The organism is Paenibacillus sp. Dod16, from assembly GCF_049893405.1.
In the GTDB taxonomy this organism is placed as follows: Bacteria; Bacillota; Bacilli; order Paenibacillales; family Paenibacillaceae; genus Paenibacillus_AQ.
In genome coordinates, this window is the sequence record NZ_JBNDYG010000034.1 from 121,135 (window position 1) to 146,620 (window position 25,486).

The following is a 25,486-nucleotide window of genomic DNA, read 5'->3' on the forward strand; positions in this document are numbered from 1 at the left end:
CTGTATTTTTGACGATGGCGCAATGGGGAGGCATTCGGGATCTGCACGTACAAGAACCCTTGGACGAAGGTCATCGTCGCACGACGACTGCAGCAGGGAGAGAATAACGATGACTCGCATGATGTCTACGAACCACTCAAGGCTAAATATATGTTTAGGAGCGTGATTAATAGGTGACTTATGAAGAAATCATGCAGGCATTGGCTGGCATGGGCAGTGAGCAGACGAGAAGCACTTATATTCGCCATGGTGCGAAAGAGCCGTTCTTCGGCGTTAAAATCGGGGACATGAAGAAGCTCGTTAAGCATGTGAAAAAAGACCAAGCTCTCGCTCTGCAGCTCTATGAATCCGGTAACTACGATGCGATGTACCTGGCGGGGCTTAGCATCAATCCGAAGACCATCACCAAAGAACAGTTGCAGCATTGGGTGGCAGGAGCCAATTGGCATTCGCCTGCCGAGTATACGGTAGCGAGAGTAGCCGCGGAAAGTCCGCACGCGCATGACCTGGCGGTGGAGTGGATTGATTCGCCGGAGGAACTGGTCGCCGTAAGCGGATGGAGTACATATGCCAATTATGTATCGGTTGCGCCAGATGAAGCACTCGACATGGAGGAATTACACAGTTATTTGACAAGAGTGCGCGACACCATCCACGACGAGCGCAACTGGGTCCGCTATGTTATGAATAATTTCGTTATTTCGGTCGGTGCATACGTTGAGCCATTAACGGAGGAAGCGAAGGCAGTCGCGGAGGTGGTCGGCAAAGTGCATGTGGATGTCGGCAATACGGCATGCAAAGTGCCGCTTGCAACGGAATATATCGGCAAAATCGAGGCGATGGGCCGAATCGGAAGCAAGAAAAAGACCTGCATTTGTTAGCCAAATAGCGGAGGCTGGTGTGCGATCTAGGCTCAAGAAGTTCCAAAATAGTATGCATTAAAATAGATGTTAAGTTCCAACATCGGTTGTTTAGCCTTGGATACAAAGCTCCATCGATATAAACATGCCAACTATTGACATGTTTATATGATAAGTTGGTCTTAGCAAGGAGAGACTTGTTTATTGGAGGGGTAACCATGACTAAACATCCAAATACTATGAGGGCTGCAGTGCTTGATCGGTTCGGCGGTCCAGAAGAACTGATACATCGGGAGATTGGTGTGCCTGAAATCGGCCCCGAAGATGTATTGATTGAAGTTGCCTATGCGGGTGTTGGAGAGTGGGATGCATTCGAACGACAAGGCGGATATGCAGAAATGTTAAACATGAATCCAGAATTCCCTTATATTCTCGGTTCGGAAGGTTCAGGAATCGTGATTGCGCGGGGTGAGAAGGTGTCTAATGTAGATTTGGGAGATCAGGTCTATGCACCAGCCTTTCTGAATCCTAATGGCGGCTTCTATGCGAATATGCGGCCATCAATGCCAAGTATGTCTCCCGAATTCCGGATGGATTAACCATGCAGGAGGCGGCGGTTATTTCTGGAGTCGGAATTACCGCATTGCGCGGGCTGGAGGGTGTACTGCAACTTCGACAAGGGGAGTCTATTCTGATTTTTGGAGCCAGCGGCGGGGTTGGACATATCGCCGTGCAGTTGGCGAAGGGAATGGGAGCCCGTGTATTTGCGATTGCTTCAGGTGAAGACGGAGTTGCCATAATGAAGAAACTTGGCTGTGATGCTACTGTAAACGGCAAAGATAAGGATATCTCTTCGATGGCTAGGAAATTTGAGCCGTCTGGTTTCGATGCAGCCATAATTACCGCAGGGGGAGATGCGGCTAATACTGCTGTCAACTGTCTCCATAAAGATGGACGACTCGTATACCCTCACGAGATACAACCAGATTTACGGATACCCGTAGGAATCAAGGCTACAGGATATAACGGCGAACCCGAGCCCGAGATTATAGCCCGACTTCAACGTCATATTTCACAGGTTAGGTTAACCGTTCATATCAGTCATATTTTTGATCTGAAGGACGCCAATAAGGCTCATGAGGCTCTCCAAAATCATTATTTGGGGAAAATTTGTCTGAGAGTGAATCCATAACGATTCCTATTTCCAAATGATCCAAACAATAACAATCTTAGATTTTAGACGAAAACATCCGCCTAATTAAAATTAGGCGGATGTTTTTTAATCAGGAATATACATGTAATCCACGAATTTCTCCTTCAAAAGCTTCTTCCAATATTCCGAACTTCTCAAGCACAGAAGCAAGCTCTTTCCAATCGCCTTCCATGGTTAGCGAATGACATAATCCAAGGAGTTCGGCTTGTTGTCTTTTTAGTTGAGATAGAGTTTCGTTTCGGTTCTCAAAATAATTAGCAAAATCATTGGCACGCTTTGCTCCCAGTTGGAAAACGAAAAATTTAAGGTTGCCAACTGCATCATCAGAGATTTCATTGCTGCGTAATTTTTCAACGAAGACTTCAATTGCTGCCTTTCCAGTTTTTGCTCCAATTTGTTTTCCGCTTTCCCCTGTATTTTCATAAATATTTTGGAAAAAACGAATGGAAGCATCATAAATCTCATCCATGGAAGGATTACTTACTCTTCTAATGGAGTGCCAGTATTGATATCTGCCTCGACCATATGCAATATTCTCAGCTTTCCATGCCTTCTTGAGCATTTCAATAGGTAGTCGCACATACGGGAAGTTTGCTGGATCTTGAACGTAAACATACTTGTCATCCATGCGATAAGCTAATACATAATGGTCAGCACCTTGTTGAAATTGATGATTTGGCGAATAGGTTAAATATCCCATATCAATTGGTCCAAGCATAGCAGGTGACTTTTCTAAAAGCTTTTTCATATCATCAATTGGACATTCAGCATCCGCTTTGGAAAATACTTCTGTGAAAGCAAATCCAGCAATCTCCATGGCTTTAGATATTGCAACATCTGGATCTGCCGTATTGTTATGTAAAAATAGACTTCCATTACCATACATCGTTACCCCTAGACCAACTCCTGATAGAACCTCGAGCAATGAAGGATGAACATCCTCCCCAACGCTTTTCATTAACATACTTGCCGAATTCGCATAACAATAAGCTCCGTTTCCAATATACAATACAATCTCCTCCTATTCGATGGGTATTAAATATTGAAGCATATGTGTTGGTTCATTGGCTGTAAAATCTTCATCATAATACTCCAGGCTGAAATTTAGCGCTGGTTTAACATGAAGTGCAGGTAACTCATTTCGATAGATTTCTTCCATAGCAAATGGAATATTTTCAATTACATTATCCAATGGAATTGCTGCATACTTATGCGGCGGTATGTATTTCCCTATCCAGCTTTTAGGCAATTCTTCTAAACTATCTACTTCAACCGCCGCAATATAGTAAGGCTCGTTATCTTGATCCAAAGATTCATAACCAAAGCATTTTTTTGTATGGGGGTCGATAGAAAGCTTGATTAATTCATCATAAAACTGATTCCAATGCTTTGATATGGTGTGGTTATTGACATTCTTTTCTAAAACAATACCTCCAATATAAAATCCTGAGATTTCGATTATGCATGTTTCATGACGAACAGGGTGCTTCCTTGTCCGTAAAATTTCCTCGGATAAAACATCCTTATATAAGTTATAATGATGTGCACCTTTTTTTCGATAACTTAATGGCGAAGTTCCCATGTAAGATGAAAAAGTTCGACTGAATGCTTCTTGCGAGGCGTAGCCATACTTGAGTGCTATTTGAATAAGAGATGYATCACTTTCTATCAATTCTTTCGCAGCCAATGTCAGCCGTCGCTTCCTAACGTATTCATTAAGTGTTTCCTTAGTTAAGGCTTTAAAAATTCGCATGAAATGATACTTTGAAAATGCTGCCTCACGCGAAAGTTCTTCCAATGTTATCTTTTGATTTATTCGACGTTCGATATATTCAGTTACCTTTAAGATACTAGTATCATAGGATTCCATCTTGCTCCCCCTTAAGTGGTTAACGTCATTATAGCAAAATTTATCAGGAGTTTTTTGATCGTAATTGCTATGTTTGACCGTGTCGTGCTTTGGGATGCCTGTCACTCTTTATGCATAACAATTTTTGGAACCTCGAAACTACCAGAGTTGTATGGATAACAGGTCCAAGCTAAAATTAAACAGACAGTCAGCCTGGTCGGAGAACGCCATAATCTAGGTGCTCAAGAAAAGAAGACGCAACTATTGACGGGATTGTATACTTTTGTCGAGAGAAGGAATGCGTAGAAAACTTACTCTTGCCGCGCTCGAATTGCAAAATAACGAAGCGATTAGAGTGTCGATATCGCCATAAATACGGCTACGAGTCTTCGGTTTCATTTGCGTGGGCATTTCAGTCGCTTCATGGGATCACGCCGAATAGGGGAATGAGATAAGGGAGGGTAGACATGGAATTCATATTTATTCGGCACGGTCATGGAGAACATCTCAACGATTATCCAAATCGGTTAAATACTCTGCATCCTAGTCTTACAGAATACGGAAAATTTCAAGTAACGCAGCTACGAAATGAAATAATAATTGATCCTGATGATTTAGTTCTTGTAAGTCCAACTAAACGTACAATTGAGACGGCAACTATTATAAAAAATGATATGGACTTCATTATTTCTCCATTGGTTGGTCCGAGAATGTTTCCTCAGAACCTCGAACTTCCTTTTTTAGCATGTGATCACATCCTTTCTAAAACTGAAATCACAAATCTATATGGAGATACTAAAATTCTTGATTTCAAAATGGATTGCTGGAAAGAAGGGATTAATAGGATCGAACAAGATATTTTTGAAGGGTATGCTAAGCGGTTATTAGATTGGATCGGGGAAAGCTATAAAAAAGTAATCATGATTTCACATGATGGCACGATAACGAATTATCGGATATTGCTTGGGGAAAAAGAATTGACCCGAGAAGATTTTCTCGGTGAGGCTGGGGAATATCGAATGAAGTTCTAGTCAGTTGGTCACTAGGTTAACGGGAAACTATTGTCTCATAATCATCTCGAGTAGGCTGCGACAAAGAAAACCATTGACTATCTACACCGAAGATTAGTCAAATGGGCTATGTGTAAAAGAGTCCGAAGGCTCACGTAAGGTTCCGTGAGAGTCTAAAAGTGAAACTCCATCTGGCTACTCGACGTAGAGGAAGGGAGCTAGCCGCCCCCTCCAACTGGATTCATCCTTAATCATGTTAATGCTGCAATTTTCGGAAGACGCGATAGCTTCTTTGAGCGCATTCGGAGATGGCAATGGGGTGGAAGCCACTGACATCGGCATACAACGTATCGTTTAGCGGCGAGATCCACTTCGCAGGAAGTGCTGCAGCTCCAAGCGATGCGCCAAGAATGGAACCGACGGTGGCGCCATTGCAATCGGTGTCCCAGCCTCCAAGTACGGCTGTCGTAATGCCTTTTTCAAAATCGCCTCCGGAATGAATGAGCGCAGCAGCACATAAGGCAGCATTATTATTGGTATGAACAGGGTGATAATGCTTAAATGCTTCCCATATTTTACTCACCAAATCTAATGTGTCTTCCGTTTCCTCAGCAATGTTGGCCGCTAAAGCGATATCTTCTGCAAGGCGGCTGTGTTTCGGAATTTCACTCAATCCGATCTCAACAATTCGCTTCATATCACGTTCAACGAATGCGGCGGCAATCATAGCCGAGCAAAACATGGCGCCGTAAATACCATTCTTCACATGAGAGAAGGAAGCGTCCCGCCAAGCAAGCTCAGCAGCAAGCTGGGGCTGGCCGGCAGCACCGTATGCATATCCGTCCACACGGATTTGGGCGCCGATCCATTCGCGGTAAGGATTCAAATAAGAACGACCCCAATGGATATGTTTCTCCCAGTCATCTGGCTGATCGCCGCTCATATGTGAAGTGACGCGAGCGAAATTAAGATAGGACTGCGCTTCAGCCGTGAATACCTGCCCGAAGGACAAATGACGATGCCACAGCTTGCCCACATCCCAGGAGTTGAAATCAAGTCCTCGCTCCTCAAGCATGAGCAGGCCAAGAACGGTATAACGAATATCATCGTCTGTTTCCATAAAGCGAATGTTATCCCGGCAGCTGGCCAAGCTGCTCCACCTTGCGATCTCGATACCGTACTCGGCTTCTGCAGTTGAATCCCCCGGTGTATAGTGGCAAATCGGCCATTGCCCTGCGCCTTCGAACCACAACTTGATATTGTGCCAGCCGGGCCTTCCGCCGGAGCCTTGCATGAAGGAAGGAGCTTCGAGAGGTTTTCCGAGCGCACAACCAGCCGAACGGCCAAGCCACGCACCATGAAATTTATCCTGCCATTTGAGTTCATCCCCGTTTCCGGGCAGGATTCTCGGTCCATCCGGACGTTCGGCGCGAATGGCTTCCAATTCCGACGGCTCGATATACTTGAAATCCGCACGTGGTTCAAGTGCCATTAAAGTCTGGTATACTTCCATTAACTTTGCATCGTCGGTGCTGGCTGCTTCGAGACCTTCGGTCATCCCCTCAACATAACAGCCTTCTTCTCCACGCTGTTTTATTTCGTCTCGAACTAATTCCCTCAGTCCAATCCATTTCGTCATCACGGTTGCCCTCCTGAAATCCATGTAATCTAAATATGCCTTGATTATAACCAGTCATGACGACAATGGCTTCTCAAATCATGAACGCGTTATTCTCATTATTGCTCATTTCGTAGCCCCTATAGATTGCCGATAACGGACCGGAGACAGACCGACAGTCTCTTTAAAAACGCGGTAAAAGGTCGGCAAGCTTTGAAAGCCGCATTCGAATGCAATAACAGCAACAGCTTTGTCCGTACCTGCCAATTCACGCTTGGCAGCCTGGACACGCAGCAAGGAAACATATTCCGAGAAACGATAACCGGTCGTTTCCAGAAACGCCCGACTCACGCGCGAGATGCTTAAACCAAGTTCATCAGCCAATTCCCGTAAGCTAACCGGCTCGCGGTAACGATGCTCGACCAAAGCGGCCAGTGATTGCGCCTGGCGAACGGAGTGTACCATATGATGACGCTCTTTATAGGTTAGCAAACCGTCGTAATGTCGAAGAAGACGGCCGCACAGCTGAATGAGCGCGCTTTTGGCCATTGCTAAATAACCTGGGGACCTCTCCCGCAGCTCTTCCGCTATAGCCAGCACCCAAGGCGTAAGCTGTTTGGCGAGGGACGAGCCGCCCATAATATGATTGCAAAAATGAGTGGAGCGATAGGAAAACGGCAGCAGCAGACCGGGCTCCTCCGCTAGCAGCAGCGCGGGATCAAAGTTAACAAAAAGATAGCGGCTCGGGTCGTCTGGGGCAGATTGGGCAATATGCCGTTCTTCATTATTGACCAGGAATAGGTCGCCAGGATTCGCTGCATATTGTTTGTTGCCAAAGAAAAAATAGCCTTTGCCTGTTAAACAGAGGCCGATCTCCAGACTCGCGTGCATATGAGGCGGCTGCCGATACGTGGAAGGGGTCCATTCGAAAGCATTGATAGGAATGGGATGGTCATAAGCAATATGAAGTTTCATTATGATCCAATGCCTCCAGTCAATCATGAGTTTATATGCTAAGTATATAGACAAGGGATGCCTTCAACCAGATACTGTTATTTACGTTCATACATACTTTTGAGGTGTTACTCATTGAAAAGTAAACGCTCCGTTGTATATGTCAATTCACGGTAATTATTTACTTTTTGCCTGGTGTCAAGAGGTGTATACGAAAGTAAAGACTAGTATATAGAACAGCGGGGGGCTTCTTTCTATACTGGAAATATGAAAGACTGCAGTACAATTTGCAGCAAAAACTAAACGAAATATACACGGAGGGGTAAATTTGAAGAGCAAAAAAGCACTTGTCATGATCTCCTTGACGCTTGCATTGGCGATTACAGGCTGCGGCTTCAAAACGTCGTCTGAGCCAAACCAACCACCTGGAAATTCCAAGGAGCCGATCCAGACGACAGGCACTGGAAACAGCAAGGATGTTATTGAGGTTTCAACGGTTTCGCCAAGCGATCCTTACTTGAAATTTGACGAAGGTGAAGACTTCGACAAAAACTCCGTTTATGACGCTTATGAAAAAGATATCGGTGTCAAAATTACAAACAAGTGGATTGCAGATGTAAGCCAATTTAAAGAGAGAGTAAAAATTGCGATCGCATCCAACGATCTTCCGGATTTCTTGCTTGTAAACGCTGCACAGCTTAAAGAGCTAACGGAGGCGGATATGATTATGGATTTGACAGAGATTTATGATCAGCATGCTACGGAAGAGACAAAAAAGTTTCTGACCATGGACGGCGGCATGCAAATGAAAACAGCGATGATTGACGGGAAAATGATGGGGATTCCAAGCTCCTACAACCCGTTCAACTATCAATTCTTGTTCGTTCGTACCGACTGGCTGAAAGAACTTGGCTTGCCGGAGCCAAAAACAATGGAGGATTTCATTGAAATTGCCGAAGCGTTCAAAGCGAAGAATCCTGGCGGTACAAAACAAGCTTACGGTATTGCGGTCAGCAAGAATCCTTTTAGTACAGAAACAGGCGTTACCGGTCTGAGAGCGTTCTTGAACGGCTATCATGCTTATGAAAACATTTGGATGGAAGACGGAAACGGCGGTTTGATGAACAGTGATATTCAGCCCGAAATGAAACAAGCTCTTGCAGCGCTGCAAGACATGTTCAAAAAGGGGTTGATCGATCCAGAGTTTGCGGTTAAAGATTCGGAAAAAGCCGCAGAGCTCATCTACGACGGCAGCATCGGCATGGTATTTGGCGCTTCCTGGACACCGGCACAGCTTGTTCAAGGGGCTGTGAAAGATGGCAAGGTGGTTCAAGAATGGGGTGTGTTCCCTATCCCTTCAATCGATAACAAACCTACATTGAATCAAATTGGCCTTGGCGTTGACGAGTACTATGTGATCTCTAAAAAAGCCAAGCATCCGGAAGGCGTAATCGGTTTGCTGAACCAATGGATCGTTGTTGACAATCATCCGACAGAAGAGCAGAAGGTATACACTTATGGCAAAGACCCTGTGGAAAAAGGCAACAACTACTGGCTGCTTAACCCGCTTCGTGTAGGCAAACAGTTTGACAATAACGGCGAAATCCTGCCTAAAGCCATTGAAAACAAGGACGAAAGCATCCTTGAGACTGTAGACCAAAAAACGCGTTATGCACGCGCCATGCAATACGTTGAAGGCGATGCAAGCATGTGGTGGGAGTATATAATCTCTGGTCCTAATGGAGCCTTTTCGCATATTCCAGAAATTCAAAAGAACAAGCAATACCTGCAAAACAAATTCTACGGGGCACCTACGCCGACGATGGCAGACCGTCAAGAAATTTTAACGAAGAAACGTGATGAAATATTCATCAAAATCATGATGAACCAAGTATCCGTGGACGAATTCGATACATTCGTTGAAGAGTGGAAGAAGGTTGGCGGCGATGAAATCACGAAAGAAGTTAACGAGTGGTATCAATCGATTAAATAGGATCTGAAGCGCAAAGGAGGGATTGAATCGATGCAATCCCTCCTTTTTTCAAGAACAATCAGATTCTTGAGCAAGGCATGCACAGCATGATAAGTGAATCAGCGAGGTGAAGATATGAAGAATCTGACGCGCGTCTGGAAGAAGGAATGGCCGCTTCATTTGATGCTGCTGCCGGGTTTGGCTTTTATTGTTATTTTTAGTTACATTCCGATGTCAGGAATCATGATGGCTTTTCAAAAATATGTGCCGAATAAAGGATTGTTCGGCTCCCCGTTTATCGGATGGAGGAACTTCCAGCTGTTAATGGATTACCCGGATATCGGCCGTATCTTTTTTAACACGGTATATATTGCCGTAATGAAAATCGTTGCCGGTTTGTTCGTGCCGATCACCATTGCTATTTTGCTTAATGAATTGCGTAGAGAATGGATGAAAAGAACGTTCCAAACCCTGGTCTATCTGCCCCATTTCTTATCCTGGGTGCTGCTGAGCGGTATTTTGGTCGATATTTTGTCTCCTTCCTCCGGCATATTGAACCAGATGCTTGGATGGTTCGGCATGAAGCCGATTTTCTTTCTTGGCGACAATAACTGGTTTCCTTATGTCATGGTCGTCTCCGATGTATGGAAGGAATTTGGATTTGGCACCATTGTTTATTTGGCGGCGCTGACAGGAATTAGTCCTACGCTTTATGAAGCTGCTCAAATCGATGGCGCGGGCCGCTGGAAACAAACGCTTCATGTGACGCTGCCGGGCATGATGCCGATCATTGTACTTATGCTTACGCTTAATATCGGCAATGTCCTGAATGCCGGATTTGATCAAATATTTAACCTGTACAGCGCGCCGGTTTATGAAAGTGCCGATATCATTGATACTTTCGTCTACCGCATGGGGATCCAGCAAGCCCAGTTCGGATTTGCCACAGCTGTCGGTTTATTGAAATCCGTCGTATCCTTTATTTTCATTTCCGTATCCTACGTACTCGCCTACCGACTAGCGAATTACCGTATTTTCTAGTAACGGAAAAGTCGGTGATTCAGAAAGGAGACACACCGTGATCATGAAACCGTCATTCGGAAGAAGGACTTTTCAAGTTAGCAATCTCATCTTTCTTACGTTTATATCTTTTTTATGCTTAATGCCGATCATTCATATTTTGGCGATTTCCTTTAGCTCGGGTTCGGCGGCGGCAGCCGGCAAGGTTGCACTGTGGCCTGTAGAATTTACAACGGCGGCTTATGATAACGTGTTCGGCAAGCCTGAATATATAAGAGCCTTTGGCATTTCTATTCATCGGGTTGTCGTCGGGACGGCATTAAGCATGCTGTTAACGATTGTTACGGCGTATCCTTTATCCAAGGACCGCAATACGTTTCGTCTAAGAACCGTTTATGCCTGGATCTTCGTTTTTACGATTTTGTTCAACGGGGGACTTATTCCTACCTATTTGACAATTAAAAGCTTGGGACTTATTGATTCTCTAGGAGCGCTAGTGTTTCCTATGGCAATTAACGTGTTCAATGTCATCCTGTTGTTGAACTTTTACCGCAATTTGCCCAGGGAGCTTGAGGATGCTTCACGGATTGACGGAGCCGGGCATTTTTCAACACTTTGGAAAATCTATGTTCCGCTATCGTTGCCCGCACTGGCGACAACGGGGCTCTTTACGATGGTAGGGCATTGGAATAGCTGGTTCGATGGTATGCTTTACATGAATCACCCGGAAAATTACCCGCTGCAAACCTTCTTGCAAACCGTTATTATTAAGATGGATTTCCGATTTATTAAATCAGAAAATGTGGAACTCATGCTGCAGCTGTCTGACCGTACAAGCAGGGCGGCACAAATCTTTGTTGCGGCTTTCCCGATTCTTATTGTCTATCCATTCTTGCAGCGGTTTTTCATCAAAGGCATTGTGATGGGAAGTGTAAAAGAATAGACAAAGAAGGTCGTAGATCTCGGGCACAGGAGAACAAACGATGAAGAGTATATTCTTATTACAGGATTCCTCCATATTCAAAAAAATAATGGCTGCCTTTTTGGCAGCCTTACTGCCGCTTATGGCGATTACCTGGATGATGAATGAACAAGGGGCCGATCATATCCGCAGTGAAATATCCGATTCGATACTGAATACGACGCGGTTTTATTTAGACTCCCTGGATCAGGAAGCAGACCGGATCAGCCGATATTTGCCTAACTATGTCATGGACAAGGATTTAATGGAAGTGGCGGCGACAGGGGAGCAGATGAACTCCTATGAGCGGTCGTATAAAATATTGGATATTCAGCACCGCCTGGATTTAATGAAAAATTCCAGTCCGTTCATTCGCGAGGCGAAAGCGTACATTCCGCTGATCGAGCGCACGGTGCTGAGCAACAGCTTTGAGACCAAGTTGAATGCGGAAGAATATGAAGCGATGCAGCCGGACAAGAAGCTTTATACGGAGCCCTTTATTTATTGGCAGGACCGGCTGTTTATTACGATGCAGTACCCTGCAAGCAAAACGAACCCGCTCTATGTGGTAGGCGTAGAGCTCTCAACCGGCAAAATTAAAGAAACATTAGCGCAAATCGGCAATAGCAGGGGTGGTCAGACCGTATTGTTTAATCTGGAGCGCGGCTGGGAAATCCATAGCGGCTCAGACCTTGAATTGCGTGATCTGATGAAGCAGCTGGCTTTTGAGAAGCAGGCAGCGAAATTAGATGAAGGCTATGATACGATTCATTATAAAAACAAGCGTTTTCTTACCGTATTCAAGTATTCCAGCCTTTGGAATTCATACACGGTAACGAGCATACCGGAAGAGATGATTCTCGGTTCATTGCAGGTATATAGAGCTTTGTTTTGGTGGGCTTGCGCGCTTGCTGTTTTTATTTTTTTATTCTTTACCTATTTTATAATCCGGTTAATATACCGTCCGTTGTTAAAGCTGGTGCGTTCCTTCCGCCGCATGCAGCAAAACGAGCTGGAACCGATTTTGATCGATCGCAGGCAGGATGAGTTCGGCTATTTATACCAGGCTTTTAACGATACCGTGAAATCTTTGAAGACATTGATTGAGGAAAATTATGAGCAGCAAATTCGCAATCAGCGTTCGGAGCTGAAACGATTGCAATCGCAAATTAATCCTCATTTTTTATATAATTGCTTTTTCGTGCTTTGCCGCTTGATTAAATCCGATACGCAGAAGGAAAAAGCCTACCAGATCTGTTTGTACATCGGGCAATATTTTCAGTTCATTACTCGCCATCATGATGACGACATTCTGCTGGATATGGAGCTTGAGCATTCCCGCACGTATGTGGAGATGCAGTCGATCTGTTACGGGGAACGAATCCAAGTGCTGTTTGAAGTCGAAGCCCAGCCGATTGAAGTCCCCCGATTGATTTTGCAGCCTATCATTGAAAATGCTTATAAGCATGCCCTCGGCAATATGCGCGGCACGGGCGAGCTTTGGGTGCACAGCAAGCTGCGAAACGATGCTTTTTACATTTATGTAGAAGATAACGGCGAGTTCATGACGGACGAGGAGATCGATGCGCTTGGAAAGAGGCTTCGTTATTCAACGAACCAGATGGAGGAGACAACCGGCCTGCTGAATGTTCATCGCAGAATTCAGCTTCGTTATGGAGAAGCGTATGGGATTACCGTATCCCGCTCTGAGCTTGGCGGGCTTCAAGCTATTATTAAACTGAGCATGAGCTAAGGAGGAATCGCCATGTACAGGCTTTTAATCGTGGATGATCTGCCGATTATCGTAGATGGTCTTCTGGAGTTGTTCGAGAAGACGGAGCGCTTGCAGCTTGAAGTCATGAAGGCCTATTCCGGCGAAGAGGCGCTTGAGGTGCTGTCACATCACCGGATGGATATTGTGATTTCGGACATTAAGATGTCCGGAATAGAGGGCATTGAGCTGCTGCAGGAAATCAAATCGCAGTGGCCGAAGTGCAAAGTTATTTTATTGACAGGGTACAATGATTTTCACTATGCAAAGAACGCCCTTACGTTTGGCGCTTTTGATTATTTGCTAAAAGTGGAAAGCGACGAGAAGATCATTCATACCGTTGAACGGGCGATAGAGGAAATCGAAGAGGAACAGGATCAGGCTCAAATGATCCTGCGTGCCCAATCCAAAATGAGAATTGCGATGCCTTCCTTGCAGAAGGAATATATTTGGGGCTTATGTCAAGGCAAGACGATGACGGGGCAGCAGCTTCGGGACGCTTTTGCGGAAATGGACATTCCGCTCGACGCATCGCTGCCTGTCTATTTACTGATAGGCCGGATCGATGCCTGGAAGGAAATGTTCACGGCGCCGGACAAGGCTTTGCTCGCTTACGCTCTTCAAAATATCAGCGATGAGTATTTATCTGCGCATGTGCGCTGCTTCTCCGTCGTATTTGAGATGAACAAAATGGTATGGATCTTTCAGCCAAAAGCCAGCCCGGAGTTAACGACGGATACCGGTACGATGGAATGGACCAGGGCATACCGCTATGTGAGCGGCAATTTGGAGACGATCCAGGCGACCAGCAGAAAGCTGCTGAGCCTCTCCGTATCTTTTCTTATTGGCAGCGAGGCTGTCCCATGGAATCGGCTGTCGGATCGTTTTCATGGGATGAAATACGGTCTTATGCAGGGCCATGGCTTGTTCCATGAGGTCATCATGACAGATAAAGATATTCAGAAGTCCGAAGAAAATGAGAAGGCGAAAAGCTATCATGACAGCTTTTTTCACGCTCGCGTACAGCTGCTGATGAGCTGTCTTGAGAATAATCACCGCGAGCAGTTTAATCATCTATTTGTTGAATTGACTGACATCTGGAACGATGAGAATACACCTTATGAGCGCAAGGTGGAGTTGTACCATTTCCTATCTGCGGTATTTCTGGCGCATTTGCACAAAAATAAAGATTTTCGAGACTATATGAATACCCAGATTAATTTGGATAAACTGTTCCGCCAGGAGATGACCGCTTCATGGACGGAGCTCATTCCATACTATTGGCAAATGGCGGACTGCTTTTTTGAATGGAATGCGATTCGAGGAACAGAGCTGCCGGCGGAGGTCGTGGGTAAGGTGCATCGCTATATAGAGGAGCATATTGAGGATGATATATCCCTATCCGCTCTTGGGGATTATGTCAGCTTGAATCCATCCTATTTATCAAGGCTTTACAAGCAGATAACCGGAATCGGACTGTCTAAATACGTAAATGGTTACCGTAATGTCATTGCAAAAGACATGCTGCTCAATACATCCATGAAGGTCAATGAAATTGCCGCCAAGCTCGGCTACAATTCAGCGCTTGCCTTTATCCGCTTTTTCAAGAAGCAAAATGATATGACGCCGCAGGATTTTCGGATGGCCCGCACCGAAACAATGCAGCAAGGTCAATAAATGTATATGGAATGTAAGCAATGATCTATTTTGATGCCCGGAGTCACCCCTTACAATGAAATTAAGATGCAATTGGACATGCAAGGGGGACTAACATTGAGAACATTAACGGCTGTACTATTAGGCGCAGGCAGTAGAGGAAGATACATCTATGGACCGTATGCGGGAAAATTTCCGAATGAGCTGAAGTTTGTGGCAGTAGCCGAGCCGGATGATGAACGCAGACAACGTTTTGCAGAGATTCATCAAATCGCGGAAGAGCAGGTTTATCATTCTTGGGAACAAGCATTCGAGCAGGGGAAAATAGCCGACGTGATGATCATCTGCACGCTTGATCGGATGCATTATATACCGGCAATGAAAGCGCTGGAGCTTGGCTACCATGTCATGCTGGAGAAACCGATGTCGCCGAATGTGCGGGAATGCATAGAATTGGAGCAAGCTTCTCTTAAGCATAAGCGTTTGCTGGTAGTCACGCATGTGCTTCGCTATTCCCCGTTCTGGTCGGGCATCAAGAGATGCATCGAGGATGGGGAGCTGGGTGCCATCGGCACCATTCAGCTGACCGAGAACGTTGGCTATCACCATATGGTTCATAGCTACGTACGCGGCAATTGGCGCAATTCCGAGGAAACCAGCCCGATGATTTTGGCCAAATCCTGCCATGACCTGGACCTCATCTCCTGGCTGATGGATGAACCGTGCACAGCGGTTAGCTCCTTTGGCTCATTGCTGCATTTTAAAGCCGAGAACGCGCCGGAGGGTGCAACGGACCGCTGCATCGATGGTTGCGAAGCCGAGAGGGAATGTGCCTTTTCAGCGATTAAGATGTATTTGGAGCAGCCTGCCGACCATTGGGCGCGCTATATGACGCACGATTTATCACAGGAAGGCATTATCCGGGCGCTTAAGGAAGGACCGTTCGGCCGCTGCGTCTATCGCTGCGATAACAATGTTGTCGACCATCAGGTCGTCAATATGGAATTTGCCAGCGGCGCCAACGCTAACTTTATTATGTCGGGATTGACCCAGAGCGCAACTCGCCGTGTGCAGATTATGGGCACGCAGGGAGAGATCATTGGCGACATGGATAAAGGCTCATTTATGCTGTACCGCTATGCGACGGGCGAAGAGATTGAAATTAAATGCAGCGTGCAGGGAGACGGCCACGGCGGAGGCGATGAGCGCATGGTGAGCTCTTTCCTCAAAAATGTACATAAGTTCGACCGCAACCCGTCTCAAGGGCTTACATCGGCTACAGCTTCCTTGCAAAGCCATTTGATTGCCTTTGCTTCCGAACGATCCCGTTTGCAGCAAGGTAGAAGCATAAAGCTGACAGACATGTATCAGAAGGAAGAAGCGGGCGTTTAACTGTAGAAATCTGCAGAATTTGAATTAAACCGCAAACTGGCCGTATGGGTCGAATGAACCTGCGACGGTGGACGGCGCCATTGCCGCTGCAGATGATGATCTGCCGGCAAATGGTTTACCGTCGGACTGATCTTCAAAAACATTTCGCGAGCACAGACAGCATGAAAACATTAGTAAACCGATTTGTAGAACAAAATCAATTTACGAATGCCGAAGCGCCACGTTCTTTGAACAATTATCTAGAGCTGATGAAACGCTACGAAGGAACAGATGCGACACAATTCGACAAGTGTCTGAGAGGATTTAACGCGAAACTTGATATTTTGTTGAACGATGGCGTTATAAAAGATTTCTCGGGCAAGCGGCAATTCGATAACAAACGGGATGCATGATAACTTGTAATTTCCAATAAAAGCCATGGGCTTAGCGTTATTTGCACGCTGAGACCTATGGCTTTTGCTTTTAAATCGGTGTCGATGTTATTTTGTAATCATCTCATCTCTAACAGTAGTCTTTAATCAAGCGATATAGAAAATAGAGCGCTCGCATCTGAAATTTGATCGTTTTGTGCAGGTAAGTCTGGATACGTTCAGAAAGCTTCATCGCATGCTCGATGTTCTCTAGTTCTAAGCGTGCAATGGATTGTTTTAAGTTGACGGTATCCTCGGAATAAACAGAGCTCTGCAGGACCTGTATCATCCTAATTTTAAAGAGATGCGCTTCATTATAAAGACGGTATTCGTTATCAGGGTCTCGCTTAGCCGTGAATAGGCCGCTTTGCTCCCAGTAGCGGATAGCCGATTTAGGAACCCCCGTCCGTCTGGAGACCTCGTGGATGCTGAAATATTGGTTAAAATCGTGAGCTCGGCTACCTTCAGAATACGATTTCAACTCCCGTACCAGTTGATCCAAACTTGCTTTTTCCCGATGCAGCATGACCTCTCGATCCCTGACGATCCACAATGCGTCATCTAACTCGTTTCGTCCAAGACAATGCATTACCTCGCTCGTTACTTCCATACCGAATGCAGCAGACATGGCTTGAATACATGCCAGATAAGCTTCATGGTGTTCTGTATACATACGATATCCATTTGAAGATCGTTCAGCAGGAGGTATCAATCCCTTCGCTTCGTAGTTCCGCAGGGTGCTGCTGCTTACCCCGTACTTTTCTGCCAGTTTTTTCGGTCGAAAGTCCATGTTAACCCACCTTCATAAAAAAATGCGCAAACATTAAATCCATTGTAATGTTATTCTAGATATTTTGTTGATTACCTTCATCTTCATCTCCCAAACCTTCCAATTGGCTTTCATGTTGTATGATGGAGGTAATCCAGTTCAAGGAGGAGTTTATATGACGTTAAAACCAGTATTTCGGTACGACATGACCATTGAGGAGATTGGCGTGGCAGGTAATCAGTATATCGAATCGGTGTGGAAAACATTATACGATTCGATGTTTGATGAGTTAACGATCGCTTTTCGTGAAATCGAGGATGCTGCCTATGGGCTTTATTTGGACCAGTTGATGCCCGCACTATTTGATAGCCTTAAAGACGCCGGGTTCGAAGCAACGGAGCCCCTCAAGGAGCATGATTTCGTCATCGGGAAATGTTTGTTATTTCGCAATTCGCTTGAAAAATGGGGAACCGAGGAAGATAGGTCCAGAATTTTCTGGAACGTTATCCGTAGTACGAATGGTCAACAACCCATCGGAACTCTATTGACGGAAATCCCTCATTCTCATCTGAAATTCGACATTCCTAGGGCACCTGTATTATATTCGCTGAGCGAGCATGAGAGGGAACAAATTGCGCGAGGGATTCGACGAATCAAAGAATAATTTTACCTTCATCGTTTGGTTCCCTTTATAAAGTATATTCATACCGCCAATGGACAAGGCTTAAGGTTAAATAGTGCATAATCTTACGCGGGAGGACATCGCTTCTTGAAATTTGAATTTGGACGTTGCTTGCTGAATGAACGATTGATGGAATCCGGAAAGTCAGCGGAATGGCTTGCCAAAGACTTGCTTATTAAACCGGAACGAGTTTACGACTTTATCGAAAACAAAAGAGTGATGCCACTCAAAATTGCCATATCGATCGCTGATTCCATCGGTTGTGAAGTAGGTGCCTTGTATGAATTAATTCCGAACGAACATGAAGCAAAAAGAGAATAACGGAATAAATGGTAGGTGGCATTGAGGCTGTGAGGTGAAAATGCCAATAAAATGATGCCGATGGACATAAGCAAGGTCCCATTAAAAGTCGCTATTCGCGGCTTTTTTTGGCTGTGGGCAGCTAAAACGAAACGTGGAATGCGCCTAGAACCTGTAGAATACCGGGGAACGGGTGCAGCTATCGAGTAACCCTATCAGGGGACCATACTAAGGGATATCATCTGCAACTTACGAAGTGGCTGCCGATCTAAAACCAGGAGCGGCACAAATCTTCCCAACGCCGGCATAAAGCTGCGAATATCCATTGAACAACTCCAATGTTAGTCCCAAAGTCATGATAGGAAATCGAGTACTCAACTTTTCAGCAATGGGTTATAATTGTAGTAAATCCTGGATTGGCTGAGCCATTGAGAAGGGGAATCGACATGACGGTAAGTTATATGATAGATGGCATGCCGGTATTAAATAGCCATCATCTGGAATGGAAACACATTCAATACGTTAAGTGGAATAAAGTTGCCCCTCAGGAAAGCTACGTTGAATCCATGCCTTATTATTTGATTACCGTAAATTCAACCCCAGAACCAATTAAGGCGGTGTCTCGTTTCGAAGGGCGTGACAACGAGAGAGTGGCGAGAGTGGGTGAGACCGCTTTATTCATACCAGGCAATTTAGAATACTTTAGGTTGGAGAAAGTGGAGGCTTCTTTTAGTTGTATTATGCTGTCTCCTTCATTGGTTCATCAAGTGGCAACTCAAGCTGACTTGGAATTTGTAGGTCAAGATGAATTAACAAACAAAATATCTTTATATGATTCGAAACTATTTCAATTAAGTCAATGGTTAGAAGATGAAATCACTAACAACGGAGCAAGAGGGAAGTTATACGTCGAATCATTATCCAATCTGATGGCCCTTCACCTGTTGGAGATGAATAAAACTTCCCCTCATAAGCAGCTTTATGTTTCGAGAAAATTATCGGAACAACAGCTGGCAAGAGCCATTGAGTATATGAATGTCCATTTTGATCGGGATATTTCGCTTGAAGAATTGGCTAAACTGGTCAATTTAAGTCAGACACATTTGATTCGAATGTTTAAACAAACGACGGGACTAAGTCCTTATCAATACTTCTTACACTTAAGGATTGATAAAGCTAAGACGTTAATCAAGAGCCGTGAATTTACAGTAGGAGAGGTTGCAGTGATGCTCGGATTTACCGACCAAAGCCATCTGAATCGTCATTTTAAGCGAATTACAGGGTTTTCTCCAAGAGAATACATGTCAACTTGAATAGTTTAAGGATCATTAACCACAATTCGTTGTGGTTTTTTTCTTTTTCTACGAGTTACAAGATGGCAATTATGTACAAAAAGATGTTCGAATCTTACAATCCCGCAATCCGCAATTCCTCTATACTTTCAACAGGTGGTCAAATTGTATCACACAAAACAATTCAGGAGTTGATCGTATGAGAACATTTTTGATCCCTTTTTTCGGGAGTTAAAGGAGTGGTTTATGGTTGGTGAACATGGTCGGACAGCTCAAAAAGCTGTTGATAGACCGGTAAAATAAAGGGAGGGTACCTCATGACCATATTTTCGATTGTACTTCAAAGTTTATTGATCCTGTACTACCTCTTTTCAGGCTTTGCAAAAGTCATAGGCGCAAAATATTGGATCGATATTTTCAACACGCTTAGACTGCCTCAGTGGTTTCGTATCGTCGCCGGATTAGTCCAGTTAGTAGGTGCCATCGTGCTTATCATCGGCTACTGGGTTGAGGGGGCGGTCGCATGGGCCGGGATTTGGCTTGGAATTACGATGTTGGTAGCGGTCCTTGCGCATATAAGGGTTAAAGATCAGTTCGGCAAAACGGTGACACCCGTTGTGTTTCTTGTGTTCATCATCATATTAACCATGTTGAATGCAGACAATCTTTTGCTTTCCTTTGTATAAAATCATCATCCCATATTGTAAGCTTCTGAAAAAGAGTTTTGTGGTAGTGAAGACGGTAGTGGCGGGAGAGCGCATTCGCTGGCATCTATGAGGCTGATATTGCAATGAACCAAGCATTAAACCCACCATAGTTGGTGGGTTTTGTTTACACGAGATTATACTAATAAAGCGATGAGGTATTATTTCTTATCGCTTTTTGCTTTAGTGAAACGACAAGAGATTAGGGCAGTATAGCGAAAAAAGATTAGTAGGATGGATAATTTTGAAAGAAACTAAGGATAATTATGAATTTGAAAAAGACCATAGAAGCCGTTAATATTCATACAGAAGTGCGGTCGTTGATATTTCGTGCCCAAAAACTTGAAAATGAGGGGAGACGTACTCACTCAGGTTTTGTCTTCATGGTCTCCACAGCCCCGAACATATTTATCTTGAAGATCATATGCTACTTTACGGATACTCCGAGATTGTTCAAATACTCTGAAATTACCTCAGCTTGTTTTACGGCGGCATTTATTTATATCGTTGTAGTAGGAATTGCAACCATTCCTTTTATCAAAAGAGACGGTACCTATTTGCTGAAGCTGGCCCTATTTGGAAATAGGACGAAAAGAAAATGGTAAAAAGCTACCCGGTCGATCTAACGAAAGGCACCATTTTGGTATTATATGGCAGAAGGCTTCGAGGAGAGAATCAGCTTCATAGTTCCATTGAAAGTCGCTATTTTAGCGGCTTTTTTGTATTATTTCGTTCTATCAATTGATCGTCGGTTTTCCGATCCTGATTCTGCTGGCGTTAGCCTTGAACGAGGTAAAGAGCGCATGGTTCAAAAATACCTACAACAGGCCACCGGCTCGGCCAAAAATCGACAAATCTCACTTACGCCGAGCGACGATCCGGACTTGTACAAGGCTTATTCCATGGGTAGACCGTTTCTCGCAGCCGGACTTGCTGAGGTTCGGACAACAGGGGGTGATCATCACGCAGTACAACCTGATCGAAGAGCAAACCCCCACATTAAGGAAGCGCTTGAGAACAACGAATATTATAAGGCCATGACATCCCTAACCTGGGATCACAGCGAACGGTCTTTTTGACTTTACTAGTAAGACGCGGAATGCGCCCCCATCATCTCCACAATACAAGATATCGCCTTCGCTGCCGCGGGGGAACATTTCTTAAAGGAAACTGATGCTAAAGCAATCGACCTCGAAGCTTCCGGGGATAGCGGACGGGCGACCAGACCTGAAGGAGCCGAGGCAAGGATCGTCTCCGGCAGGATGCTGACGCCGAGTCCGCTTCGCACGATCGCCATAATGGCGTGATCGTCCTCAATCTCGAACCGTACGCGGGGAACCGCGCGTTGTCCGTCAAACCATGCTCTCACAACTGTATCGCATCCTTTAGCGGGCATAATAAACGGTTCATCCACAATATCCTCCAGCGATATCGCTGATTTCATGCTGTATTCATGACCAGCCGGTAAGATGCACATCAGCTGATCCCTTATGAGCATTGTGGTTTCCAGTCCATGTGAACAAGGCATATTCACGAATCCAAAATCTGCAGTCCCATCGGCGATCCAGCGCTCGATATCATGATAATGCCCGTCAAGCAGCCTGATTTCTATTAATGGGTACTTCTGCTGAAAACGGTTAAGAATATCCGGCAGCCAATGAAATATGCTCGTAAACGTGCCGATCGTAACGGTACCACTCATCAGCCCCTTGATCTGATCCGCTTCCTGCAGCATTTTTTTCTGTAAATGAAGCATTTCCTTCATATATTCCCAAAGCCGTTCTCCATCATGGGACAGCCGGACGCCTGACCGGCCCCGGGCGAGGATTTTGATACCCAATTCCTGCTCCAGACTAATGAGGGCACGGCTCACCGCCGACTGGGTTAAGTTCAGCTGCTCCGCCGCTCTGGTCAGATTCCCGGTCTCGACCACTTTCCCGAGAATTTCGTATTTCGCCAAGGTCATGTTGAGCACTCCTGTCATGAGAAATAATCATTATAACCATTTTAAACATTCATTTTATTTATTGTAAGAGGCTCGATATAATTCAAATTGAATTCATGATAAGGGGGAACAAGGATGGGAGCTATTGCAAAGACACCGGCACCGCCGTATTATGCGGTCATTTTCACTTCAGAAATGTCCGAAGGCGAGAACAGAGGGTACGGGAAGATGGGAGATAAAATGGTCGATCTGGCTTCGAAGCAGCCGGGTTTTCTTGGAGTCGAAAGCGTTCGGGGTACGGATGGAGTTGGGATTACTGTCTCTTATTGGGAATCGCTCGAGGCGATCAAGGCATGGAAGGAGAACTCCCTGCACAGGGTGGCTCAAGACAAAGGAAAGAGCGAGTGGTATGCAAGGTTCGGCTTGCGGGTGAGTAAGGTCGAAAGAGACGACTATATGAATATTTGACTCTCGTATAATTACATTGGCTAAGTATTTAATTAACTTTTTAAAGGATGTGCGAATTTGTTTGATTTTCTAGACTATTCTCTTTTGCCTGCATTTATATTAGCGGCATTTATAGTTTGTATCACCCCGGGTCCAGATATGGCATTTGTTATCAGCCGGAGTATTTCACAGGGGCGCAGGCATGGGATTGCAACAGCAATTGGTATTCAAATGGGAACGTTAGTACATATCCTTTTAGCGGTTCTTGGCCTCTCAGCGATATTAATGACATCAGTTTGGGCCTTCTTAATAATTAAGTACATGGGTGCAATTTATTTACTCTATTTGGGCATTCAAACGCTGAGAAATAGAGAGGGAATTCATGTTACATCAAATAATATAAGAGTTAGTATATATAAAGCATTTTGGGAAGGAGCGTTAACGGATATTTTTAATCCTAAAGTGGCTTTATTCTTCTTAACATTCATTCCACAATTTATAAATCCGGATACTTCTAATATAAATAGTCAATTTATCATTTTAGGCATAATATTAGGCATTATTGGACTAACGGTTGATATTTCAGTAGCACTCATTGCAAGTTTGTTCGGTAATTTTTTATCCAGAAACAAAGTTGCTCTTTGGTGGCAGCAAACAATAAGTGGAGTTACACTGCTTGGATTAGGTACATGGCTAGCACTAGAAGGTAAAATGAATAAGTAGAAGGTGGCAGAAAAAAATAGCAAAATCCCGCTCAATTACAGATTATTCGATGACTGTTAGTCTAGCTGAATCCACGTCTGTCGCTTATTTGAGCCCCGAAATGGAGACAAGAATTTGCAGTCATAAACGTCGAGATTGCTCATAAGTGATTCGATCTCGATGTTACAAATCAGAGCCCTGCATCGTTATATGTGCATAACGGAACAGGGAGTTGAGGAAGAATGAGCGGTTTGACATGAGTTGATTTCGGAGAGAGCTAGCATCTCTTACCTTGATACTGTCATCATCCCAATTTCAAGAGCAGGAAAATTCTCCAGAAAAACCAGGAGGGAATATAAATGGCAGATGTACTATTCATTAAAGCTAATGATCGTGATCAATCCGTCAGCATAAAGCTCTACGACGCTTTCGTAAATGCTTACCGGGCGAAAAACCCGGGCGACAATATTACGGAATTGGACCTATTCGAAGTGGAGCTGCCTTATTACAATGGCGAAATGTTTTCGGGCATTATCAAGCTTGCCAGCGGCGGTGAACTAACGGCCGAGGAACAAAAAGCAGTCCAAATCGCTAATCGCTACACAGATCAATTTATCGCAGCAGATAAAGTCGTAATCGCGTTCCCGCTTTGGAATTTTACGATTCCGGCTCAATTGCTCACCTACCTGTCTTATCTTAGCCAACCGCGGAAAACATTCAAGTACACAGCACAAGGTCCGGTAGGATTGCAAAGTGAAAAGAAAGTGGTGCTCCTTAACGCACGTGGCAGCGTTTACTCTGAAGGCCCGCTGGCTGAAAAGGAGATGTCGGTTAATTACGTAAAAAGCATGCTCGGTTTTTGGGGAATCACAACGATTGAAACGGTTGTCGTAGAAGGCCACAATCAATTCCAAGACCGCGCCCAGCAAATCATTGAAACCGGATTGACTGAAGCAGCAAAAGTAGCATCTGGATTTTAATGCACTACAAGCATCACACTATACCGCCATCTCAGGCGGTATAGTGATCTATCGACCTAACCTACAAAGAATAGCAAAGGATGAGAAATATATATGATCTTAGTTACAGGTGCCACAGGCTCTGTAGGCCGTGAAGTGGTGCGGTTGCTGCACCAGGACGGTTATAGGGTGCGGGCGGTCAGCCGTGATCCCGAGAAGGCGAATTTTCCTGTAGGAGTTGAGGGGGTGGCCGGAGATCTAACGAAGCCGGAGTCACTTTTATCCGCATTTGACGGCGTGGAAAAAGTATTTTGGATGTTACCGCTAGCCGCCGACTTTAAATTCCCGCGGATCGCCCGGCAGTCCGGGGTTCGGCATATCGTATTGCTCTCAGCGGCAACCGTTGAAGTTGGGGTACAAAATGCCATTGCGCGACTTCACTTAAATGCCGAGCAGGCAGTCCGGGAATCGGGCGCATCCTGGACAATCCTGCGGCCGAGCGGCTTCATGACCGATACGCTCCGATGGACAGATTCGATCAGGTCCGAGGGGGTTGTCCGGGTACCGTTTGGCGACCTCAGCATTCCAGTGATCGATTCGCGGGACACTGCTGCCGTCGCCGCAAAAGCGCTAAGCACTGACGGACATGAAGGGAAGGTGTATACGTTAACCGGACCAGAATCGCTAACTCGTCGGCAACAAATGCGAATACTTGGCGAGGTTTTGGGGCGAGAAATCGGGTTTGAATCGATCACAGACGATCTCGCACGTGAACAGTTACTTCGACATATGCCTCCGGAAATGGTGGAAGCTCTCTTTGATCTGTCTAAACAAGGTCAACGATTCTCTAAAGTGCTTCCTACAATGGAAGAAGTAACCGGCCGGGCACCTCGCACCTTCCAACAGTGGGTGACCGATCACTCCGAAGCTTTCCTGTAATGGTGAGCCTGCGAGAAAATTCAGCAATGTTGCATGGGAAGCGGGCATTATTATTTGCAAT

At 45.0% G+C, this 25,486-nt stretch carries 26 protein-coding genes and 1 pseudogene; 21 read left to right on the forward strand and 6 right to left on the reverse strand.

Annotated features, from left to right (window positions below; all coding sequences use genetic code 11):
- Positions 1 to 173: 173 nt before the first annotated feature.
- The 3 genes from ACPV3A_RS23690 (at position 174) to ACPV3A_RS23700 (ending at position 2,052) form a co-directional block, all read left to right on the forward strand.
- Positions 174 to 881: a DNA alkylation repair protein gene (locus tag ACPV3A_RS23690; protein WP_426201579.1), complete on the forward strand. Its 708-nt coding sequence runs from the start codon at positions 174 to 176 to the stop codon at positions 879 to 881.
- 197 nt (positions 882 to 1,078) lie between these two features.
- Positions 1,079 to 1,459, forward strand: coding sequence for an alcohol dehydrogenase catalytic domain-containing protein (locus tag ACPV3A_RS23695; protein ID WP_426201581.1), 381 nt, complete (start codon positions 1,079 to 1,081; stop codon positions 1,457 to 1,459).
- A 2-nt stretch (positions 1,460 to 1,461) separates the two neighbouring features.
- Positions 1,462 to 2,052 carry a quinone oxidoreductase family protein gene (locus ACPV3A_RS23700; protein ID WP_426201583.1) on the forward strand — a complete coding sequence of 197 codons (591 nt, stop codon included), beginning with the start codon at positions 1,462 to 1,464 and terminating at the stop codon, positions 2,050 to 2,052.
- 91 nt (positions 2,053 to 2,143) lie between these two features.
- On the opposite strand, the gene ACPV3A_RS23705 is transcribed toward ACPV3A_RS23700, so the two are convergent.
- Positions 2,144 to 3,082, reverse strand: a complete 939-nt coding sequence (locus tag ACPV3A_RS23705; protein ID WP_426201585.1) for a hypothetical protein — start codon at positions 3,080 to 3,082, stop codon at positions 2,144 to 2,146.
- 12 nt (positions 3,083 to 3,094) lie between these two features.
- Entirely contained in the window at positions 3,095 to 3,943 is an 849-nt protein-coding gene (locus tag ACPV3A_RS23710; protein ID WP_426201587.1) for an AraC family transcriptional regulator, read from the reverse strand.
- A gap of 446 nt (positions 3,944 to 4,389) precedes the next feature.
- Here ACPV3A_RS23710 and ACPV3A_RS23715 point away from each other — a divergent pair, with 446 nt between their 5' ends.
- A complete protein-coding gene (locus tag ACPV3A_RS23715; protein ID WP_426201589.1) occupies positions 4,390 to 4,953 on the forward strand; it encodes a phosphoglycerate mutase family protein in 564 nt (187 codons plus the stop codon).
- Between the two features lie 235 nt (positions 4,954 to 5,188).
- On the opposite strand, the gene ACPV3A_RS23720 is transcribed toward ACPV3A_RS23715, so the two are convergent.
- Positions 5,189 to 6,571, reverse strand: a complete 1,383-nt coding sequence (locus ACPV3A_RS23720) for an ADP-ribosylglycohydrolase family protein (RefSeq protein ID WP_426201590.1) — start codon at positions 6,569 to 6,571, stop codon at positions 5,189 to 5,191.
- Positions 6,572 to 6,676: 105 nt separating this feature from the next.
- Entirely contained in the window at positions 6,677 to 7,525 is an 849-nt protein-coding gene (locus ACPV3A_RS23725; protein WP_426201591.1) for an AraC family transcriptional regulator, read from the reverse strand.
- A 307-nt stretch (positions 7,526 to 7,832) separates the two neighbouring features.
- On the opposite strand from ACPV3A_RS23725, the gene ACPV3A_RS23730 reads away from it, so the two are divergent.
- The 7 genes from ACPV3A_RS23730 to ACPV3A_RS23760 all read left to right on the forward strand — a co-directional run bounded on the left by ACPV3A_RS23730 (position 7,833) and on the right by ACPV3A_RS23760 (position 16,668).
- Entirely contained in the window at positions 7,833 to 9,497 is a 1,665-nt protein-coding gene (locus tag ACPV3A_RS23730; RefSeq protein ID WP_426201592.1) for an extracellular solute-binding protein, read from the forward strand.
- Between the two features lie 114 nt (positions 9,498 to 9,611).
- Positions 9,612 to 10,517: an ABC transporter permease gene (locus tag ACPV3A_RS23735; protein WP_426201593.1), complete on the forward strand. Its 906-nt coding sequence runs from the start codon at positions 9,612 to 9,614 to the stop codon at positions 10,515 to 10,517.
- Positions 10,518 to 10,560: 43 nt separating this feature from the next.
- A complete protein-coding gene (locus ACPV3A_RS23740; RefSeq protein WP_426201595.1) occupies positions 10,561 to 11,439 on the forward strand; it encodes a carbohydrate ABC transporter permease in 879 nt (292 codons plus the stop codon).
- 40 nt (positions 11,440 to 11,479) lie between these two features.
- Positions 11,480 to 13,210 carry a sensor histidine kinase gene (locus tag ACPV3A_RS23745; RefSeq protein WP_426201597.1) on the forward strand — a complete coding sequence of 577 codons (1,731 nt, stop codon included), beginning with the start codon at positions 11,480 to 11,482 and terminating at the stop codon, positions 13,208 to 13,210.
- A 12-nt stretch (positions 13,211 to 13,222) separates the two neighbouring features.
- Positions 13,223 to 14,905: a response regulator transcription factor gene (locus ACPV3A_RS23750; RefSeq protein ID WP_426201599.1), complete on the forward strand. Its 1,683-nt coding sequence runs from the start codon at positions 13,223 to 13,225 to the stop codon at positions 14,903 to 14,905.
- 96 nt (positions 14,906 to 15,001) lie between these two features.
- Positions 15,002 to 16,276 (forward strand): Gfo/Idh/MocA family oxidoreductase, encoded by a 1,275-nt coding sequence (locus ACPV3A_RS23755; RefSeq protein ID WP_339293931.1) that lies wholly within the window; start codon positions 15,002 to 15,004, stop codon positions 16,274 to 16,276.
- 161 nt (positions 16,277 to 16,437) lie between these two features.
- Positions 16,438 to 16,668 (forward strand): FIMAH domain-containing protein, encoded by a 231-nt coding sequence (locus ACPV3A_RS23760; protein WP_339293930.1) that lies wholly within the window; start codon positions 16,438 to 16,440, stop codon positions 16,666 to 16,668.
- A gap of 109 nt (positions 16,669 to 16,777) precedes the next feature.
- Here ACPV3A_RS23760 and ACPV3A_RS23765 read toward each other — a convergent pair whose 3' ends face one another.
- The gene (locus tag ACPV3A_RS23765; RefSeq protein ID WP_426201601.1) at positions 16,778 to 17,476 is read right to left on the reverse strand and encodes a MerR family transcriptional regulator; all 699 of its coding nucleotides are present in this window, start codon (positions 17,474 to 17,476) and stop codon (positions 16,778 to 16,780) included.
- A gap of 154 nt (positions 17,477 to 17,630) precedes the next feature.
- On the opposite strand from ACPV3A_RS23765, the gene ACPV3A_RS23770 reads away from it, so the two are divergent.
- The 6 genes and pseudogenes from ACPV3A_RS23770 (at position 17,631) to ACPV3A_RS23795 (ending at position 21,512) form a co-directional block, all read left to right on the forward strand.
- On the forward strand, positions 17,631 to 18,119 hold the full coding sequence (locus ACPV3A_RS23770) for a DUF6022 family protein (RefSeq protein ID WP_194542878.1): 489 nt from the start codon (positions 17,631 to 17,633) through the stop codon (positions 18,117 to 18,119).
- Between the two features lie 105 nt (positions 18,120 to 18,224).
- Positions 18,225 to 18,458 (forward strand): XRE family transcriptional regulator, encoded by a 234-nt coding sequence (locus ACPV3A_RS23775; RefSeq protein WP_194542877.1) that lies wholly within the window; start codon positions 18,225 to 18,227, stop codon positions 18,456 to 18,458.
- A 425-nt stretch (positions 18,459 to 18,883) separates the two neighbouring features.
- Positions 18,884 to 19,750 (forward strand): helix-turn-helix domain-containing protein, encoded by an 867-nt coding sequence (locus ACPV3A_RS23780; protein WP_199341199.1) that lies wholly within the window; start codon positions 18,884 to 18,886, stop codon positions 19,748 to 19,750.
- A 296-nt stretch (positions 19,751 to 20,046) separates the two neighbouring features.
- Entirely contained in the window at positions 20,047 to 20,415 is a 369-nt protein-coding gene (locus ACPV3A_RS23785; protein WP_194542876.1) for a DoxX family protein, read from the forward strand.
- Between the two features lie 744 nt (positions 20,416 to 21,159).
- Positions 21,160 to 21,252 (forward strand): annotated as a pseudogene (locus tag ACPV3A_RS23790) (sugar ABC transporter permease); the annotation flags it as partial.
- On the forward strand, positions 21,237 to 21,512 hold the full coding sequence (locus ACPV3A_RS23795) for a hypothetical protein (RefSeq protein ID WP_426201604.1): 276 nt from the start codon (positions 21,237 to 21,239) through the stop codon (positions 21,510 to 21,512). The pseudogene ACPV3A_RS23790 and the gene ACPV3A_RS23795, both read left to right, overlap by 16 nt.
- Positions 21,513 to 21,517: 5 nt before the next feature.
- Here the strand turns inward: ACPV3A_RS23795 and ACPV3A_RS23800 are convergent, their stop codons facing one another.
- Positions 21,518 to 22,399 (reverse strand): LysR family transcriptional regulator, encoded by an 882-nt coding sequence (locus tag ACPV3A_RS23800; RefSeq protein WP_426201606.1) that lies wholly within the window; start codon positions 22,397 to 22,399, stop codon positions 21,518 to 21,520.
- A gap of 114 nt (positions 22,400 to 22,513) precedes the next feature.
- Here ACPV3A_RS23800 and ACPV3A_RS23805 point away from each other — a divergent pair, with 114 nt between their 5' ends.
- The 4 genes from ACPV3A_RS23805 to ACPV3A_RS23820 all read left to right on the forward strand — a co-directional run bounded on the left by ACPV3A_RS23805 (position 22,514) and on the right by ACPV3A_RS23820 (position 25,425).
- On the forward strand, positions 22,514 to 22,846 hold the full coding sequence (locus ACPV3A_RS23805; protein WP_113059786.1) for an antibiotic biosynthesis monooxygenase family protein: 333 nt from the start codon (positions 22,514 to 22,516) through the stop codon (positions 22,844 to 22,846).
- A 57-nt stretch (positions 22,847 to 22,903) separates the two neighbouring features.
- A complete protein-coding gene (locus ACPV3A_RS23810) occupies positions 22,904 to 23,548 on the forward strand; it encodes a LysE family translocator (RefSeq protein ID WP_113059787.1) in 645 nt (214 codons plus the stop codon).
- A gap of 338 nt (positions 23,549 to 23,886) precedes the next feature.
- Positions 23,887 to 24,507: an FMN-dependent NADH-azoreductase gene (locus tag ACPV3A_RS23815; protein ID WP_113059788.1), complete on the forward strand. Its 621-nt coding sequence runs from the start codon at positions 23,887 to 23,889 to the stop codon at positions 24,505 to 24,507.
- 93 nt (positions 24,508 to 24,600) lie between these two features.
- The gene (locus tag ACPV3A_RS23820; protein ID WP_339293923.1) at positions 24,601 to 25,425 is read left to right on the forward strand and encodes an SDR family oxidoreductase; all 825 of its coding nucleotides are present in this window, start codon (positions 24,601 to 24,603) and stop codon (positions 25,423 to 25,425) included.
- Positions 25,426 to 25,486 lie beyond the last annotated feature (61 nt).